General features: G+C 67.6%; 20 protein-coding genes. 10 read left to right on the plus strand and 10 right to left on the minus strand.

Translation table 11 applies throughout. The features are described from left to right. Positions 1–30: 30 nt before the first annotated feature. Entirely contained in the window at positions 31–2,022 is a 1,992-nt protein-coding gene (locus tag NL112_RS11330) for a hypothetical protein (protein WP_255148947.1), read from the plus strand. A gap of 100 nt (positions 2,023–2,122) precedes the next feature. Here NL112_RS11330 and NL112_RS11335 read toward each other — a convergent pair whose 3' ends face one another. The 3 genes from NL112_RS11335 to NL112_RS11345 all read right to left on the minus strand — a co-directional run bounded on the left by NL112_RS11335 (position 2,123) and on the right by NL112_RS11345 (position 3,585). Then, positions 2,123–2,587, minus strand: coding sequence for a GNAT family N-acetyltransferase (locus NL112_RS11335; protein WP_255148948.1), 465 nt, complete (start codon positions 2,585–2,587; stop codon positions 2,123–2,125). A 75-nt stretch (positions 2,588–2,662) separates the two neighbouring features. Beyond that, complete coding sequence (locus tag NL112_RS11340; protein ID WP_255148949.1) at positions 2,663–2,899, minus strand: Lrp/AsnC family transcriptional regulator; 237 nt, start codon at positions 2,897–2,899, stop codon at positions 2,663–2,665. Next, positions 2,896–3,585, minus strand: a complete 690-nt coding sequence (locus NL112_RS11345; protein ID WP_255148950.1) for a potassium channel family protein — start codon at positions 3,583–3,585, stop codon at positions 2,896–2,898. The genes NL112_RS11340 and NL112_RS11345 overlap by 4 nt, the downstream gene beginning before the upstream one ends. A gap of 84 nt (positions 3,586–3,669) precedes the next feature. Here NL112_RS11345 and NL112_RS11350 point away from each other — a divergent pair, with 84 nt between their 5' ends. Then, positions 3,670–3,900: an Lrp/AsnC family transcriptional regulator gene (locus tag NL112_RS11350; RefSeq protein WP_255148951.1), complete on the plus strand. Its 231-nt coding sequence runs from the start codon at positions 3,670–3,672 to the stop codon at positions 3,898–3,900. Here NL112_RS11350 and NL112_RS11355 read toward each other — a convergent pair whose 3' ends face one another. Then, the gene (locus NL112_RS11355; RefSeq protein ID WP_255148952.1) at positions 3,901–4,944 is read right to left on the minus strand and encodes a thiamine pyrophosphate-dependent dehydrogenase E1 component subunit alpha; all 1,044 of its coding nucleotides are present in this window, start codon (positions 4,942–4,944) and stop codon (positions 3,901–3,903) included. A 168-nt stretch (positions 4,945–5,112) separates the two neighbouring features. Here NL112_RS11355 and NL112_RS11360 point away from each other — a divergent pair, with 168 nt between their 5' ends. After that, the gene (locus NL112_RS11360) at positions 5,113–6,114 is read left to right on the plus strand and encodes an alpha/beta fold hydrolase (protein ID WP_255148953.1); all 1,002 of its coding nucleotides are present in this window, start codon (positions 5,113–5,115) and stop codon (positions 6,112–6,114) included. Between the two features lie 7 nt (positions 6,115–6,121). Here the strand turns inward: NL112_RS11360 and NL112_RS11365 are convergent, their stop codons facing one another. Next, positions 6,122–7,300: a redox-regulated ATPase YchF gene (locus NL112_RS11365; protein ID WP_255148954.1), complete on the minus strand. Its 1,179-nt coding sequence runs from the start codon at positions 7,298–7,300 to the stop codon at positions 6,122–6,124. A 108-nt stretch (positions 7,301–7,408) separates the two neighbouring features. Between NL112_RS11365 and rtcA the strand changes: the two genes are divergently transcribed. Together rtcA and NL112_RS11375 are read left to right on the plus strand one after the other, a co-directional pair. Continuing rightward, positions 7,409–8,410, plus strand: a complete 1,002-nt coding sequence (gene rtcA / locus NL112_RS11370) for an RNA 3'-terminal phosphate cyclase (RefSeq protein WP_255148955.1) — start codon at positions 7,409–7,411, stop codon at positions 8,408–8,410. A 243-nt stretch (positions 8,411–8,653) separates the two neighbouring features. Then, the gene (locus NL112_RS11375; RefSeq protein WP_255148956.1) at positions 8,654–9,931 is read left to right on the plus strand and encodes an aryl-sulfate sulfotransferase; all 1,278 of its coding nucleotides are present in this window, start codon (positions 8,654–8,656) and stop codon (positions 9,929–9,931) included. A 54-nt stretch (positions 9,932–9,985) separates the two neighbouring features. Here the strand turns inward: NL112_RS11375 and NL112_RS11380 are convergent, their stop codons facing one another. Then, the gene (locus NL112_RS11380) at positions 9,986–10,594 is read right to left on the minus strand and encodes a translation initiation factor IF-2 subunit beta (protein ID WP_255148957.1); all 609 of its coding nucleotides are present in this window, start codon (positions 10,592–10,594) and stop codon (positions 9,986–9,988) included. A 166-nt stretch (positions 10,595–10,760) separates the two neighbouring features. Between NL112_RS11380 and NL112_RS11385 the strand changes: the two genes are divergently transcribed. The 4 genes from NL112_RS11385 to eif1A all read left to right on the plus strand — a co-directional run bounded on the left by NL112_RS11385 (position 10,761) and on the right by eif1A (position 13,722). Continuing rightward, complete coding sequence (locus NL112_RS11385) at positions 10,761–11,930, plus strand: hypothetical protein (protein WP_255148958.1); 1,170 nt, start codon at positions 10,761–10,763, stop codon at positions 11,928–11,930. A 50-nt stretch (positions 11,931–11,980) separates the two neighbouring features. Next, positions 11,981–12,364, plus strand: coding sequence for a pyridoxamine 5'-phosphate oxidase family protein (locus tag NL112_RS11390; protein ID WP_255148959.1), 384 nt, complete (start codon positions 11,981–11,983; stop codon positions 12,362–12,364). Between the two features lie 69 nt (positions 12,365–12,433). Beyond that, positions 12,434–13,375 (plus strand): hypothetical protein, encoded by a 942-nt coding sequence (locus NL112_RS11395; RefSeq protein WP_255148960.1) that lies wholly within the window; start codon positions 12,434–12,436, stop codon positions 13,373–13,375. A 62-nt stretch (positions 13,376–13,437) separates the two neighbouring features. Continuing rightward, entirely contained in the window at positions 13,438–13,722 is a 285-nt protein-coding gene (eif1A, locus tag NL112_RS11400) for a translation initiation factor eIF-1A (protein WP_255148961.1), read from the plus strand. A gap of 223 nt (positions 13,723–13,945) precedes the next feature. Here eif1A and NL112_RS11405 read toward each other — a convergent pair whose 3' ends face one another. The 4 genes from NL112_RS11405 to NL112_RS11420 form a co-directional block, all read right to left on the minus strand. Further along, entirely contained in the window at positions 13,946–14,140 is a 195-nt protein-coding gene (locus NL112_RS11405; protein WP_255148962.1) for a cold-shock protein, read from the minus strand. Between the two features lie 225 nt (positions 14,141–14,365). After that, positions 14,366–14,836, minus strand: a complete 471-nt coding sequence (locus tag NL112_RS11410; protein WP_255148963.1) for a PIN domain-containing protein — start codon at positions 14,834–14,836, stop codon at positions 14,366–14,368. Further along, on the minus strand, positions 14,833–15,084 hold the full coding sequence (locus tag NL112_RS11415; RefSeq protein ID WP_255148964.1) for a hypothetical protein: 252 nt from the start codon (positions 15,082–15,084) through the stop codon (positions 14,833–14,835). The genes NL112_RS11410 and NL112_RS11415 overlap by 4 nt, the downstream gene beginning before the upstream one ends. 237 nt (positions 15,085–15,321) lie before the next feature. Further along, on the minus strand, positions 15,322–15,585 hold the full coding sequence (locus tag NL112_RS11420) for a hypothetical protein (RefSeq protein ID WP_255148965.1): 264 nt from the start codon (positions 15,583–15,585) through the stop codon (positions 15,322–15,324). Positions 15,586–15,688: 103 nt separating this feature from the next. On the opposite strand from NL112_RS11420, the gene pdhA reads away from it, so the two are divergent. Beyond that, a complete protein-coding gene (gene pdhA, locus NL112_RS11425) occupies positions 15,689–16,801 on the plus strand; it encodes a pyruvate dehydrogenase (acetyl-transferring) E1 component subunit alpha (RefSeq protein WP_255148966.1) in 1,113 nt (370 codons plus the stop codon). Positions 16,802–16,836 lie beyond the last annotated feature (35 nt).

Consider the following 16,836-nt stretch of genomic DNA (forward strand, 5'->3'; position numbering starts at 1 on the left):
CTGGTCGGTTGTCCATACGCCGATAGATCCGTGACGACTAGCAAAGCGCACAGTCACCCAGGCGACACCGGGGCGTCGGTGGATCTCGGCCGCACCGAGCAGAAGGCCACCATCGTCGCTTCGCTTCTCGGTGGCCTCGCCGGAGCGGGGCTCATCTACGTCGCGTTCAAGCCCCTCTACCTCCGGTACATGGCTCTCGTGCTCGGCATCGGACCGGGGTCGAAGACCCGCGGCGTCATCGCGTTCGTCTCGGTCGCCGCGTTCTTCGGCGTCCTGTTCGGCGCGTTCGCCGCCCGCCACGGCGCCACTGTCACCCGGAACTTCATGGCGTTCGCCAAGAGTTCCGGAGCGACCCGGGCCGTCCTGGGGCCGTTGTTCAAGCGTGCACCGCTCACCACGACCACCACCCTCCTCGGTCTCGTCTACGGCGCCGTTCTCGGCCCGCTCGTCGGCCGCATCGCCGTGCCGGCGCTCGTGCTCGGTGCGACGCCGTTCAGCTACGAACTCCCGCGGAACGCCCCCGAACCGATACTCGGCTTCCTGGTGTTCGGCGGCGTCCTCGGGTTCACGTACGGGCGTATCGTCGAGCGCGGCGGCTCGTTCCCCGTCGGCTCGGGCGTCCTGCTGGGCAACAGGAGCATCCAGGCGCTCGTGTTCGGCCCGCTCGTCGGGGCCGCGGCCGGCGCCGCGGTGTTTCTCGTACTCGTGCCGGGCCATCTCGCGTCGCTGGCGCTCGTCGTCGGCGTCCGTCCGACGCCGCCGCGTGCGCTCGCCGTCTGGGCGGTCGGCTCGTTCGTCCTCTCGCTTCTGTTCGCGTTCACCGCCGCCCGCACCGTCTCGAAGGGCGACGGCTACGTGAAGGGCGTCGCCTCCGCCGGGTTCGCGTACGGGGTCATCCTCGCGGTCGGGCTCGGGATGCTCGCGGTGCCCCACTACACCTCTCAGCTCACGGAGTGGAGCATCCAGGTGCCGAACACGAACCTCGGCACCATCGTCGGCTACATCGCCTACGGGACGTTCCTGGGTGCGGCGTACGGCTCGGCGAAACAGAGCGGCTCCGTCCTCCCGCGGGTCGTCCGTGACCATCCCTGGGCGGTCGCCTTCTCGTCGCTTCTGGGCGGGTTCCTCGGCGGGAGCGTCGTCTATCAGGCCGCGGGCCACGCCCAGCTACTGTTCTACGGCTCGCTGGTCGGCTACGCCGGCTCGGTTCCGCGGTCGTGGGCCGTCTGGATGGGGCTGACGCTCGTGCTCGGCGTGTTCTACGTCCGCTACGTCCGGCCGCGCGACACCTCGCCCGGCTATCTCTGGCGGTCGACACGCCGCGGACTCGGGTACGGGTTCGTCGTCGGCGTGCTCGTGGGGCTCATCCTCGTCCCCGCGCTCGTCTCGGCCACCACCCGGTTCACGCTCCCGGTTCCGTACCTCAACCCGCTCGTGCTCGCCGGCTACACGCTGTTCGGCGGCGTCGTCGGCGCCGGCTTCGGCGCGAGCGTCGAGGAGCGGGGGCTGGCCGTCGGCGCCCGCAAGACGAAGGGTGTCGTGTTCGGCTCGCTTCTGGGTGGCCTGCTCGCCGGCCTGTTCGTCCACCAGCTCGCCGGCCCCGTGTTCATCCAGTTTTTCGGTTCGCTGGTCGAGGTGGCCGGCTCCGTGGCGAAGTCGTGGGCCGTCTGGCTCATCGCCTGTCTCGTGTTCGGCGCCGTGTTCGCCCGCATCACCGCGGGCAACCTCAACGGCTACGTCGACTCGCTGGAGACGGCGACCGAGACCAACCCGGATCTGAACGCCGTCCTCGGGGGGCTGATGGAGCGGGCGCCCGTCACCACGACGGCGGCGCTGATGGGCGTCGCCTACGGGGCGGCGCTGGCCGTCGTCGTCGGCGCGCTCGCGCTCCCGCTGGTCGTCACCGCCGTGACGACGTTCACGTTCCCCGTCGGCTACGCGATGAACCTCGCGTACCTGACGGGGTTCGTCCTGTTCGGCGGACTGCTCGGTGCCGGCTACGGCTCGATGGTCGAGTTCTGACACCGGTTCGCTCGGGCCGGCGAACCGTCTCGTGGCTCCGGCGCCCGGTGGGTGTGTCCGATACAGCGGTGGGAGGCTCGCTACCTACCTGCGGTCTACTTCACTCCAGCGGCTGTGCGAACTCGACCTGTTTCGGGCGGAACCCCGTATCGCGGTAGAACCGGCGTGCGCCCTCGTTGTGCCATTCGCACGCGACCGTGAGGTGGTCACACCCCCGCTCGCGGGCCAGTTCTTTCACCCGGTCGACGATTTGCGTGCCGTGGCCCCGGCCCCGGTGTCCGTCGTCGACAGCGATGTTCACGATGCGGAGGTACCGAGAGTAGCGTCGCGACGGGTGGTGTCCTTCACGGAGCGTGACGAACCCGATGGTCTCGTCCTCGTGAACGACGAGGTAGTCGGTTACCGCCCCGTCGTCGAGATGCGCGCGGAAACCGTCGTGGGCACGGTCGTCGACGTCGTCGACGAGTTCGTTCAGTTCGTCGTGTGCCTCCATCGCGGTCGCGAGCGAGTGCCAGCGCTCGACGAGCGCGTCGAGGTCATCCGCAGTGGCTTCGACGAGTTCCATACTCCGGTCCCACGGCCCTCCCCCTTCAGGGTTCGTCAGGTGTGGTGCACCATGGCGGACATCGTAGCGTGGGTGCTACTCCATCGCGATGTACGTCTGGGTGTCCTCGACGCCCTCGAGGTTCTGGACCTGCGTGGCGGCGATGTCCTTCACGTCGGCGGGCGAGTCGACCGACAGTTTGGCGATGAGGTCGACGTCGCCGGCGACGATGTGGACGCTCTCGACGCCGTCGATGCCGCCGATTTCGTCCTTCAGGTCGTCGGCGTCGCCGGTGTACGCCTTCACCATCACGTACGCGTGGACGACGCTCATGCGCTCCCCCCCGCCGGAACCCGGCGACCCGTCTCACCGACGATGAGGCGGCGCACGTCGGTCAGATGTTCGTAGTCCGCGAGGATGACGACCCTGTCGCCCGTCTCCAGCGACTCGTCGTCGCTGGGCAACTGGAAGGTGCCGCCCTGCTTCCCGAACGCGAGCAGTCGGGAGTCAGCGGGCAGTTCTAGCTCCGAGAGCGTGTAGCCGCGCATCGGCGACCCCTCGGTGACGGTCAACTCGACTATCTGGAGATGCTGGGCCACGTCCGCGATGGCCCGGATCGACCCCCCCAGCAGGGCGTTCTTGGCGACGACGGCGCCGAGTCGTTCGGGGTACACTACCTCGTCGACGTCGCTTGCGTACTTCCGGAGCACGTACTCGTCGTAGTCGGAGGCGGCCCGCAACACGGTGCGACAGCCGTGGGACTTAGCTATCATGCAGGCGATGACGTTCACGTCGAACTCGCCCGAGAGCGCCGCCAGCCCGTCGGCTGAATCGAGGTCGAGGTCGACGAGCACCTCCTCCTGGGAGCCGTCACCCTTCACGACGTCGTACCCCTCGGACTCCAGCCGGTCGACCTTCTTCCGGTCCGGCTCGACGAGCGTCACCTCGTGGCCTTCCTCGCGGAGGACGCGCGCGGTCCGCATCCCGACGCGTCCTGCACCCACGATAACGAATCGCATGGGAACTGTTACGATGGAGGGGGACAAATGCCTTGCCCCGACGCCGGCCAAAGGTTTTTGCTCGGACCCGGTGAATCGCCGTGCATGGTGCGAGCGTTTATCATGGTAAAAGCTGACGCGGGCGATGCCGAACCGCTCGCTGACGCGGTGGCCGACCTCCAGTACGTCACCGAGGCGCACGTCGTCGCGGGCGAGTTCGACGTCATCGCGGAGGCCGAGGCGCCCGAGGTCCGGGACGTGATGCACACGGCCGCGACCGAGATTCGGGAGCTGTCGGGCGTCGCCGACACGAAGACGTACGTCTGTCTCGAGTAGCTACCGCTCGACGCCGTCCACGTCGTGTCGCTCGACGTGGCCCCGGAGCCACTCCCGCTGGTCGGCCAGCCGCGGCGGCACCTCCTCGTACACGTACTCGAACACCTCGTCGGGCCCCGGTTCGGGTTCGGCCTCGGCACGCTCGACTGCCTCGTCGAGTTCGTCGTCGGCCTCGGCGGCGAACCGGTCGCGGGTCGCCCCGTCGACGACGCCCTCCGCGAGCAGGAACTCCTCGTAGCGGTCCAGCGGGTCCCGCGTCCGCCAGTCGGGGAACTCCGCGGCGTCCTCGTACCGCGATGGGTCGTCGCTGGTCGTGTGTGGCCCCTGCCGGTAGGTGAGCGACTCCACGAGGAACGGCTCTCCCTCGCGGGCGCCCTCGATGGCCGACTCGACGGCCTCCAGCACAGCGAGCGGGTCCATCCCGTCGACCTGCTCGCCGTCGAACCCGTACGCCTCGGCCTTCGCGGCGATGGAGTCGCTCCGGGTCTGGCGCTCGCGGGGCATCGAGATGGCCCAGCCGTTGTTCTCACAGAAGAAGACGGCGGGCGCATCGAACACGCCGGCGAAGTTGAGCCCCTCGTGGAAGTCCCCCTCGGACGTGGCTCCGTCTCCGAAGTACGCGACGGCGACGCCGTCGTCGTCCTCGTAGTTCATCGCCATCGCCGCCCCGGCCGCGTGGGGTATCTGGGTGGCGATGGGCACCGCCTGTGGGAAGTTGGGGACGTCGTGGCCGGAGACGTACTCGGGGAAGCCGCGCCGGAAGAGGAGCACGTCGCTCATCGGGACGCCGCGGGCTATCTGCATCGCGTTCGAGCGGTAGGTGGGGAACAGCCAGTCGTCGTCGGCCATCGCGTGGGCCGCCCCGACCTGTGACGCCTCCGCCCCCTGGAACGGTGGGTAGCCGGACATCCAGCCCCGCCGCTGGAGTGCGAGCGCCCGCTCGTCGAACCGACGGGCACGGACCATATCGCGCAGGAGGCGACGCGCCCGGTCGGCCGAGACGGGCGTGTCGTCGAGGCTCCGTTCGCCGATGACCCGGTGCATACCCCGGTGTGACCCGCCCGCCCCAAAGCGGTTTCGTTACTCGTCGCCGCCGAACCAACGAATCCTGCAGAGCGACCAAGGCAGGGGATAAAACCAACGGCCGGCTCGGGAGTCAATACGATGAATATAAGGTGTTCCGTTGGATACCCATGACAGACACGCTCACACATGAGTCTGGTTCCCACTCTCGTCGATACCGTCGTCGGAGCGCCGTTCCGCGTCGCGGATGCCGCCGTCGGTGGGTCGCTACAGACCGCGGGGATCTGCACCGACCACGACCCAACCCACCTGGAACCCGACTACACGGACGAGCACTCGGAGTACGTCGACGTCGCCGGCACCAGCGTCCACTACCGCGACGAGGGGTCGGGGCCGACGCTTTTGTTGCTCCACGGCACCTTCTCGTCGCTCCACACTTGGGACGAGTGGACCGAGCGACTGAAATCCGAGTACCGGGTGGTCCGCGTCGACCTTCCGGGGCACGGGCTCACGGGTCCCCACGACGGGTTCGGACACAACATGGCCGGGATGACTGCCTTCCTCGAGGCGTTCTGTGCGGAACTCGGCCTCGACGACTTCGCCGTCGTCGGCAACTCCCGCGGCGGGGCGGTCGCGTGGCGCTACGTGCTCGACTACGACCGCGCCGAGCGACTCGTGCTCATCGACGCGATGGGATTCCCGATGAACCCGCCGACGCCGCTCCTGAACCTGCTTTCTGTCCCTGGGTTCACGGAAGCGTTCCGCTGGCTCACCCCCGAGTGGTTCATCGCCCGCGCCGTCCGCGAGGTGTACGGCGACGCCGAGCGCATCGCCCCCGGCACGGTCGAGCGCTACCACGACCTGATGCTCCACGAGGGGAACCGCGCGGCCGTGATGGACATCCTGCGCCGGGACATGGTCGACCCGGAGCTCCGCTACGACGAACTCTCCGAGGTGGACGTGCCGACGCTCGTGATGTGGGGTGAACTCGACCCCTGGCTCCCGCCGGAGTGGGCGACCCGGTTCCGCGAGGAGATTCCCGACGCCGAGTGTATCACCTACGAGGGCGTCGGTCACGCCCCGATGGAGGAGACGCCCGCGAAGTCGGCCGCGGACCTCGACGCCTTCCTCGACACGTGGCGCGCACCGGTCTCCGTCGAGGTAGAGGCCCCCGAGCGCGTCGCCGAGTAGAGCCCGCCTAGTTCGTCGTCACCAACTCGACCACGTCGCGGGCGTCGAGTTCGTGGTCGGTGCCGACCTGCCTGCCGTTCCGGCAGTCGATGCCGTGGAGCAGGCCGTCACCGAGGTCGGAGTGGATGTGGTACGCGAAGTCCTCGGTCGTCGATTCCGGCGGCAACAGGAAGCAGTCGCGGAACTCGCCGTCGGTGCTGGCGCTCCCGGGGAACACGGGGACGTAGCCGAGCACGTCGAACAGCGCCGCCTCCAGGGACTGCTGGACGCCCGTTCCGCCGTAGGCGTCGAGGAACGCACGGACGTCGTCGAGTCCCTGCCGCTGGTCGTCGCTCACCTCGCCGACGACGTCGAACTCGGCGTCGCCGGGCGTGTAGTCGACGACGCCCGCGTCGTCGGCGTTTTTCAGCGCCTTCTCGGCGTGGGCGCTCGCGGGGACGATGTCGAGGTGGTCGTAGTCGGGGTCGGCGAGTAGCTCCTCGTAGTTCGCCTGCGCCTCCGGGGTGTCCATCTTGTTGGCGGCGACGAGGATGGGTTTCGTCTCCCGCCGTATCTCCCGGGCCAGCCGTTCGGCGTCGGCGTCGTCCCACGTCGAGGGGTCGAGTTCCAGATTCAGGCGGAGGACGAGCCGTTTCACCTCGTCGTCGGTGATACCGAACGCCGACATCTGTTCCGCGATGACGGCCTCGATGTCCGTCTCCGCGACGTGGTGGGCGTCGGCGTAGGCGTCGAGCGCCTTCTCCAGTATTTCGAGATACCACATGTCGAGTTCGTCCTCGAGGAAGTCGACGTCCGCTCGCGGGTCGTGGCCCTCGGTGGGTTCGCCCTCGGCGTCCGTCTGCCCGGAGAAGTCGACGACGTGGACCAGCACGTCCGCCTCGTTGAGGTCGGTCAGGAACTGGTTGCCGAGCCCCTTCCCCTCGTGAGCGCCCGGAATCAGGCCGGCCACGTCGACGAGTTCGACGGGGACGAACCGGGTGCCGTCGCGGCAGACGCCCACCGACGGCGAGCAGGTGGTGTCGAACTCCGGGGCCGCACAGTCGACGCGGACGTACGCCTCCCCCACCGAGGGGTCGATGGTCGTGAACGGGTACGCACCCTCGGGCACGTCGTTCATCGTCGCCGCGTTGAAGAACGTCGACTTGCCCACCGAGGGCTTGCCGACGAGGCCGATGGTGTAGCTCATTACGCGAACGGGGAGCCTCCCGCGTTTCAGCGTTTCCACACGCCGGCAGTGTGGTACGTGAGGGCCTGCCGGGGACGGGCTTTTGTCCGCGGGCGGTCGACTCGGAGTATGCTCGACCTCGACGGCTCCGACGGCGGCGGCCAACTCGTCCGCTCGGCGCTCACCTGCTCGCTCGCCACCGGTGAAGCGTTCGACCTCACCGGCATCCGTGGCGAACGACCGGACTCGGGGCTCTCCCACCAGCATCTCGCGGCGGTCGAGTTCGCGGCTGACCTCGGGGAGGCGACGGTCGAGGGTGCCGAGTTGGGAAGCGAGCATCTCCGGTTCGAGCCCGGTGACGTGCGAGCCGGTATCTACGACCTGGACATCGGCACGGCGGGGAGCGTCACCCTCCTGTGTGACGTGGCCGTGCCGCTTTCGGCCCGCCTCGACGCGCCGCTCCGGGTCACGGTTACCGGCGGCACCGACGTGAAGTGGTCGCCCCCGGTCGACTACCTCCGGCGCGTGAAGCTCCCCATGCTCCGGGCCTCCGGATGGGGTGCCGCGCTGGACGTCGGCCGTCGAGGGTTCTACCCCGTCGGCGGCGGCGAGGTCACGCTGTCGCTTCACCCCTGTGAGCCGTCGCCGCTGGACCTGACAGCCCGTGGCGACCGGACCGGAGCGCGCGTCTACGCGGTCGAGAGTATCGACCTCGCGGATGCGGACGTCGGCCAGCGGCTGGCCCGGACGACCGTGGAGGGACTCGAAGCCGACGGCTGGGACGTCGTCGAGCGGCGCGTCACGACGGCCGACGCCGACTCGCCGGGCGCGGCCGTAGTGGCGCGGCTCGATTACGACGGCGGCGTCGCGGGCGTCTCGGGGCTCGGCGAGAAGGGCGTTCCGGCCGAAGAGGTCGCCGAAGCGGCCGTCGAGGCCGCCGCCGCGTTCGAGGCCGGGTCGGGCGCCGTCGACGCCCACCTCGCGGACCAACTCGTGGTGCCGGTCGCGCTCGCCGGCGGACGGGTCGCCATCCCGACGGTGACACGGCACGTGGAGACGAACGTCGACCTGGTTCGCGCGTTCGGACTGGACGTGTCAATCGACGACGGGCCGACGATATCGGGTACGTAGCCAACCGTTGCGGTTCCCGAGCGTGGGTGGGAGTTGTTTCGGCTTGGTGAACTACTACGTTGATATATAATTCAGTATCTTTAACTACTCGGTATTTACAAGCCGGTATATACAATGAGGATAACCGGGTCCACCGTCGGTTCCCTACTGACCAAGCGGCGGATTCGAGTCACGTTCTTGGTCCTGCTCGTATTCTGCTTATCACTTCTCGGCATAAGCGCCCTTACGTATTCTGGGGGCGTCATGACCGACATCAGGTCGGAGATGTCCAAACCGCTAGAGGACCGGGACGCGGTGGTGGAGCCCTCGAACGGAACGACCGTCGTCACGACTCATGCGACGGGCAACGGAGTCGGGGAACTGTTTGCCGTCGGTCCGTCTGGTCGGCCGGTGTACTACAATGACACCCACGAAACATATTTCGATGTCGACCCCGTCCCAAACACCACGGCAACGCTACAGTACATCGCCGTACACGACGTTCCGGACGAGGAATGTCGGGGTTCCGTTCCCTGCCGGCGAAACATCGTCGAACGTGTAAACATTACTACGGGCGAGACGTCCGTAGTGTACGTAGAGCCGTTGACGATGGTACCGGGGTCGAAGCGGTGGCATGACGTCGACACGTTGCCCAACGGTGACCTTCTCGTGGCTGACATCGCCACCGATTCGGTGAAGCGGCTAGACCCCGATACAGGGATTATCAACTGGGCATGGAACGCCGACAGCGCGTACCCCCCGGCAAGTGGTGGCTCCTACGCCGGCGACTGGACGCACCTGAACGACGTCGAGGCGCTCCCCGATGGTCGGTACATGGCGAGTGTACGGAACCACGACCAAGTCGTGTTCCTCGATGAATCGGGGCTCCAACCGAACTGGACGCTAGGGACCGACGGAAACCATAACGTGCTGTACGAACAGCACAACCCCGACTACATCCCGGAAGCGAACGGTGGCCCGGCGGTGATTGTAGCCGACTCCGAGAACAATCGAGCAGTCGAGTATCAGCGAGTCGACGGGGCATGGGAACAGTCGTGGTCGTGGTCCGACAGCCAGTTGAACTGGCCACGGGATGCCGACCGTCTTCCCAACGGGAACACGCTCATCACCGACTCTAACGGCCACCGGGTGATCGAGGTCGGCCGAGACGGCGACATCGTGTGGTCGATGTCGATGTCCTCGCTTCCGTACGAAGCGGAGCGGCTGGAAACCGGCGATGAGAGTTACGGGGGCGAAAGCGCCGAGAGTCTTCAACTCGATTCGCGAACCGCGACCGTGGTTGAGCAATCCGGTGGTGGCTCTGCCGGTATTGGAGCGCGCATATGGGTGACCATCCGGTCGGTCGTGCCGGGAACGATTACCAACGGACTGCTCTTCATCCTCCCAGCGTGGGTGTCAACGGGAGACGCCGTGACCCTCTTGATTCTCGGAGGCGTCTGTCTGACGTGGCTCTCCGTCGAACTCTACTGGATTCCGTACACCGTCTCGGTGCATCGGCCCTTGGAGCTACGTTCCAAGTAGTTAACAGCAGTGGCCGACCACGGTCGTTGGTCGTCGTATCTCGACGCTGGTCGGCTAGGCGAGTCGCGCGAACGCCAGGTCGCCGCTGACGTTCTCGACGTAGGCGTCGACGACCTGTCCCTCCTGTGCGCCCGGCACGAAGATGGTGTACTTCCCCTTGTTGGCGACGCCGTCGCCCTTCCGGCCGGTGCCGGTTATCTCTACGCGGTACGTCCGGCCCGTCTCGACGGTGGCCGTCTCCGTCGTCGAGGACCGCCGTTGCTTCTGGACCGGGCGGAACGCGCCACAGGCCGTACAGCGGAGCATGCGGACGCCGTCCTCGGTGTCGAGGCGGGTGTCGGGGAGGCCACACTCCGAGCAGGTGACGTACGTCTCGACGTAGGCGTCGATGGCCGCCTCGAAGTCCGCGACGGTAAAGGAGCCGTTGTAGCGGGCGCGGCCGTCCTGGAACTGGCCGTTCGTGCCCAGTTCGCGCTGGATGGTGCTGTGGAGGTGGTCGGGGTCACGCGAGAGTGCGTCGGCGATGGCGCCGAGGTTCGTGAGGCGGGTGAACGCGCCGTCGGTCTCCCCTTCCGGGTCGGGCACCTGCAGTCGTCGGCCGCCGTCGCCGGGTCGGTCCGGGAGGTCGTCGTACGCGCGGGCGAGAAGGTCGTCGTACTCCATACTGAACTGAGCCGGTTCGGACGTATAGGTGCTCCGTATGCCGCGTCCCTGCTGGACGGGCGCGGATGCGACGGAGCGCGGCGTCCGGTCGGCCACGCCGGGTAGGCATCGCCGTCGGATGGTAGCCCCGATGTAACAATCCGTGCGGGTGGCCGTACGCAGGGGCATGGAGGACTCCGAGGACGACGCCGAGGACGACGAGCGGTCGACCCACTCCCGACGGACGGTGCTCGGCCTGGTCTCCGCGGCGGTGACGGGGCTGTCGGTCCGGGACGTCCGCACGCAGGTCGATGCCGGCTACCTGCTCCGACAGGGCGACCGCTGTCTCGGGCTGGAGCCGCTGTCGGGCGACCAGCCGGTCGAGACGTTCTACGACTGGCGCGGGGCCGAGACGAAGTACAGTTCGGCGGGCACGGTCGCGCTCCAGCGTCCGGAGACGAGCATCCTCTTTCTCTACGACGGGCCGGACGGCGTGAGCCTCGTGATAGTCCACGGGAAGTACGACGGGACCGCACCCGCAGGCGTCGTCTCCTTCGCGTTCGACGGCCTTCCGGTCGACGGCTCGTGGGCCGTGACGGACGACCGCTACGACGGGCCGGACAACGTCGACCGCTGGACCCGAAACGGGTCGACCGCGACGGTCGACTGGCGGTGGTCGCCGGGTCGCACCGACGGCGGCGCGTTCTTCGGTCTCCACGGCGACCCCGCGCTCGAACTCACGGTGTCGCCCGCGTTCAACGAGCGGGGTGCGCTGTGGGAGAACCACGACGGCGGCCGTATCAGGTCCTGGCAGGCGCTGTCGGGGTCGCTGTCCGACCCCGACCGGTACGACCTCTCGATGGACACGGCTGTGACCATCACCCGGGGCGTGTGTGGCAACGCGGAGGTGTCGCCGGACGGCCCGGACCCGACCGACGACGAGGACCGTCCGGGTCGACGGGAGGGACACGAGAACAGCAACGGACGCGGCCACGAGGAGGGGGAAGGCGTCGGCCACGAGGGGAACGACCAGCCGGGTAACGGCGGGAACGGCCGCGGCGAGGACCGAAGCGACGGGGAACGGGGACCGCCGGACGACCCCGGCGGCGAGGGTCGGGGGCCACCGGACGACCCCGGCGGCGGGCGAGGGCCGCCGGACGAGGAGGACGACGACCTCCTCGAGGAGGTGGAGGACGACGCAGAATCGCTGTCCGACGACGATGACGACGATGGCGATGACGACGACCTTCTCGAGGAGGTGGAGGACGACGACGGCGACGACGGGGACGACGGCGACGACGATGACGACGGCGACGACGGCGACGACGATGACGACGGCGACGACGGGGACGACTGACGCCCGCCTCCGGTCGCGTCACTCTTGTCCGGAGCGTGCGTGCTAGGGCCATGAGCATCGACCCCGAGGCGGAGCGGTTGCTGACGAGCGAGCCCCTGATTGCCCACCTCGCCACGTGTCGGGACGGGCGACCCCACATCGCGCCGCTGTGGTACGTGTACGACGACGGCGTCGTGGAGGTGGCGACTACCGGCCGAAAACTCGACGACCTGCGGGAGAACCCGTACGTGTCGCTGTCGGTCGAATCGAGCGACGGCGGCCACCCGGAGTGGATGGTGAGCCTCCGCGGGACGGCCACCGTCGTCGACGACGAGGCGGCGTTCCGCGAGGCGAACGCCCGCATCAACCGTAAGTACGGCGTCGACGGCGACGCGTGGGACGACAACACCCTCGTCCGCATCGACGTGGGCTCCGCAAGCGTGCGAACGTACTGACGACACGACTTCGCGGCGCTCGCGCACCGTGGCCGGTGATTTATCCGCTCCTCGAACGTACGCTAACGCATGCCACACGACCGCGAGGACGGGCTCACGGACGCCGAGCGGGCACGGCTCGCGGCGTTTCGGTCGGTCGAGAGCCTCGCGGCGCTGGCGGACCTGCTCGGGGTCGACGACCCCCACCACGCCTACTTCGAGGCGAAACGCGAGTGGCGACGGCTCAGAGACCGGGAACTCGACCTGTCGCGTGGCGCCGGCGTGCCGGGAACCGCGGTCGTCGTCGACGGCCACGAGTTCTGGGTCCACGGGGTGACCCACGCAGGCACCGACGCCGAACGCGAGTTCCTGCAGTCGAATCTCGCACCGGCCGTCGAGGAGGGTGCCGTCGTCTACTGCGAGCAGGGCATCCGGCCGATGTACTTCGACGGCGTCGTCGGCGCCTGTGCGATGGACGACTACCGCTGGGCGATGGAGCGGTGCGCGGAACTCGACGCCGACTCGCACGTCGCGGACCTCGTCGGCGAGGAGTTCGAGGGACTGACCGAGGACATCGACGCGCTGACGGAGCGGTTCCGCGAGGCGGTGTTCTCGCTCGTCGAGGCCGGGAGCGACCTCTACGGCGACCGGTTTGCGGCCGCGCTCGGGGACGTTGCCTCCGAGTTCCTGACCGGCCACGCGGCGCTCGCTGTCGGCGACGAGTTCGAGTCGTTCCGGCTGACCCGGGCGGCCGCCGAGGCGCCCGCCCGACTGGTCGACCTCCAGCGCTACTACGAGCGGGCGTTTCTCCCCCAGCCGCTGGAACGCGAGTGGCTCCGCCGGCACGACCCGGAACTCGAACTCGTGACCCACGCCCGCAACGCGCGGATGGCCGACTACGCCGTCTACCACAACGACGACGCCGAACGGGTCCACCTCGTCGTCGGTGCGGCCCACCAGCCCGGCGTCCGCTACTATCTCGACCGCCTGGCCGACGGCGAGCGGTCGCTGGCGGGGTTCGAACCGCTGTAGGCGTGTGCCACGCTACCGCGCGTCTCCAAGGACTCTTACGTCGGTGTCGCCTACGGAGGGTAGTGACTGACGAATCTCAGCGGAAGAACCTCAGAATGCCGAACGACGACGAGCTGTTCGCCGTCGTGACACAGCACAACGGCGGGAACCACGTCCGCGTCCAGTGTCAGGACGGGAAAGAGCGGATGGGCCGCATCCCCGGCCGCATGAAGTACCGGACCTGGATCAACGAGGGCGACGTCGTCCTCGTCGAGCCGTGGGACTGGCAAGACGAGAAGGCGAACGTCGAGTGGCGATACGACGAGCAGGACGCCGAACAGCTCCGCGCGGAAGGCCACATCGAGTAACGCGGTTCTCACTTCACTCTCCGATACCCCGAGTGGCGACGCCGTACGCGAGACGGTCGCGGGCGTCCCACGAGTCGAATCCGGGAACCACCGGCACGCTCGAACGCTGTGTCGTCTCCGTCCAGTAGCGTACGACTCAGTCCGACCGACGAGCTGTCGCTGTCGGGTAGCGTCGAAAGAACGGAACCGCATCTCGGTCGCCTTCCGGCGACGAAGTAGTCAGTTATACGCGAACGACGTTCGTCGCGCGCGGGCCCTTCGGGGCGTCCTCGATCTCGAACTCGATCTCCGTACCTTCGGTCAGGTCCTCACCGCCAACGTCCTCCATGTGGAAGAAAACGTCCTCGTCAGAGTCCTCAGTCTCGATGAAACCGTAACCGCCAGTGTCGTTGAAGAAATCAACCTTACCGTTTGCCATTGCAAGTAGAGGGAGTCGGCTTGCACGGATAAGGGTTGGCATCCGTCGGCGAACGTTCCGTTCGACTGAACGGATATGTACGATGGCGCTCTCCGAACACAAGTACGTACATGCTCGGCGGGTACAGACCGCGTAGCCGTCGAACGCTGGTGGCCTCGGCACTCACGACTCACAATCTATCCATAGTGAATACGTTTAGCGCCCCTAGAGCGGCCGCTCGTTCCGTTACTGTTCGTCCAACATCCGGATGCCTCGCTCCACGACTGCCTCGGTCACGAAGAGACTCGTCTCACGCTGGAGTGCTCGCATACGCGATGCCGCTTCATCTCTGTCGAGCAATCCGCGGCCGTAGCCGAGCGCGATGACGCCGATAGAACCGCGTACTTCGACATCTGCGTCAGATGCTGCCTCTCGGGCGGCAAGGTCGTCGGTTAGGAGAACCACGTTCCGCTCCTCAGCGACTGCAATCGCGGCGCGTTCTCCGGCGTCTAGGTCTTCATCTCCGAGTCGGCTTTCATCAGCTTCGACGAGCTCGTACGAGAGGTCGAAAATTCCGTCCGGAACACCACCCCTCTCGATTTCCTCGTAGACTGTCTCCGGAATCAGGAGCGTATCGAACGCTGACAGTAGTTCGAGCGAGTCGATTTCGGCCAGGTGAATGAGCGGTCCCGCGTCCGAAACAGCCGCAAGCGTCACGCGTTGAGACCCCAGTCGACGTCCTCCTCGACGACCGCGCGCTCCCGTTCGGCGCGTTCGACTTTCGTCCGACCGACACGCTCGATGGCCTCCCCACGGTCGAGGTCGCCGTCGAGATACTGTGCGAGTACGAGGTCCTCCCACAGGTCTTCGAGCCCGCGTTCGAGTGCCCGTTCGAACACTTCGGACTCGGGAAGGCCGCGTGCCTCAGCGATTTCTCGAACTCGGTCGGAAATTTCGGCGGCCATACAGGGTGATTGCTCGGCAACGCTCATAAATCCGTGTCCGCTCGACCAGCGAGAGCTGACCGGGGCCTATGTCTACCGTGGCCACAACCAGATGCCCTCAGAGACGTCGTCTACCGTCAAAAATGCGGCCTCGGCACTCATAGGGCTCGTCATCGCCGGCTGCCGAGACCGGCTCGGCCCGCTGGCTCGTCATCGGCCACGCGGGCCTACGGGCGGGAGGGAAAAACCGTTCGCGGTCTACTTCGAGCGGAACGACTCGAACTCCTGTTTCAGCTGTTCGGTGACGCTGTTGTCGTTCCGGTCGGCGCGGGTCTGGATGTCGTCGATGAGGCTCTCGACCGACTGGCCGGTCGACTCGGCCTCCTGTTTCAGCTCACGTTTCACCTCTCCCTTCGAGCTGTCGTCGGATTTCGCGTCGGACACGAGCTGTTTCAGGCTCTTGCCGGTGTCCTCCATCTCGCGTTTCAGGTCGTCGAACACGCTGGAACTGGAGTCTGACATGCGGGTCCGCGTTCACACGCCGGCGTAAAATGCGTGGGGGGCTCGAGGACAGAACCGTCGGCGGTGCCGACGCACCTATGTGCGCGCGGTGAGACCGGCGCGCATGGACCGACCGTTGCTCGACCGTCCGCCGGACGACCCCGTCAGACTGCTCGATTCCGACGGGGCCCTGTTGGGCGGCTACGAGCCGACGCTCTCGGAGACCGACCTGCTCTCGCTGTACGGCGATATGCGGCTCGGCCGCCGGTTCGACGAGCGGATGATAAGCCTCCAGCGCCAGGGACGGCTCGGGACGTACGCGCCGCTCGCGGGCCAGGAGGGGTCGCAGTTCGGGTCGATGTACGCGCTCTCCGAGGACGACTGGGTGTTCTACCAGTACCGCGAGCACGCCGCGCCGTTGTCCCGTGGGTTCCCGCCGGAGTACCTCCGCTACTGGGCCGGCTACGAGGAGGGCAACGCCGTGCTCGCGGACCACCGTATCTTCCCGCTGAACATCTGTATCGGCGACCACGTCCCGCACGCGACGGGGATGGCGTGGGCCTCGAAGCTCCAGGACAACGACGACGAGGAGGCGTTCGTCTGTCACTTCGGCGACGGCGCCACCTCCGAGGGAGACTTCCACGAGGGACTCAACTTCGCCGGCGTGTTCGACACCCCGACCGTCTTCATGTGTCACAACAACGGGTGGGCCATCTCCGTCCCCCGGGAGGAGCAGACCCGGAGCGCCACCCTCGCCGAGAAGGCCGACGCCTACGGGTTCGAGGGCGTGCAGGTCGACGGGATGGACCCGCTCGCCGTCTACGAGGTGACCCGCGCGGCCGTCGAGAAGGCGAAGACGCCGGGCGACACGCCCCGGCCGACGCTCGTCGAGACGCTGGAGTACCGGTACGGCGCCCACACCACCGCAGACGACCCGGGCGCCTACCGCGGCGACGAGGAGGTCGACGCGTGGCGCGAGAAGGACCCCATCGACCGCCTGGAGGCGTATCTCCGCGACGAGGGCGTCCTCGACGACGCGACCGACGAGCGCATCGACGGAGCCATCGAGGACGCGCTCGCCGACGCCGTCGAGACGCTCGAATCCGTGGAGCCGGACCCCGACGACATGTTCGCCGACGCGTTCGCCGAGCCGACACCGAGGATGGAGGCTCAGCGCGAGTACCTGCGTGCGTTGCGCGAGCGCCACGGCGACGACGCGCTCGTGCGTGACGAATAGGAGACGCAAGCGAGCGGACGCGAGCGCCGCGTCTC

It is taken from the genome of Halorarius halobius (genome assembly GCF_024298865.1).
GTDB classification, from domain to species: Archaea; Halobacteriota; Halobacteria; order Halobacteriales; family Haloarculaceae; genus Halorarius; species Halorarius halobius.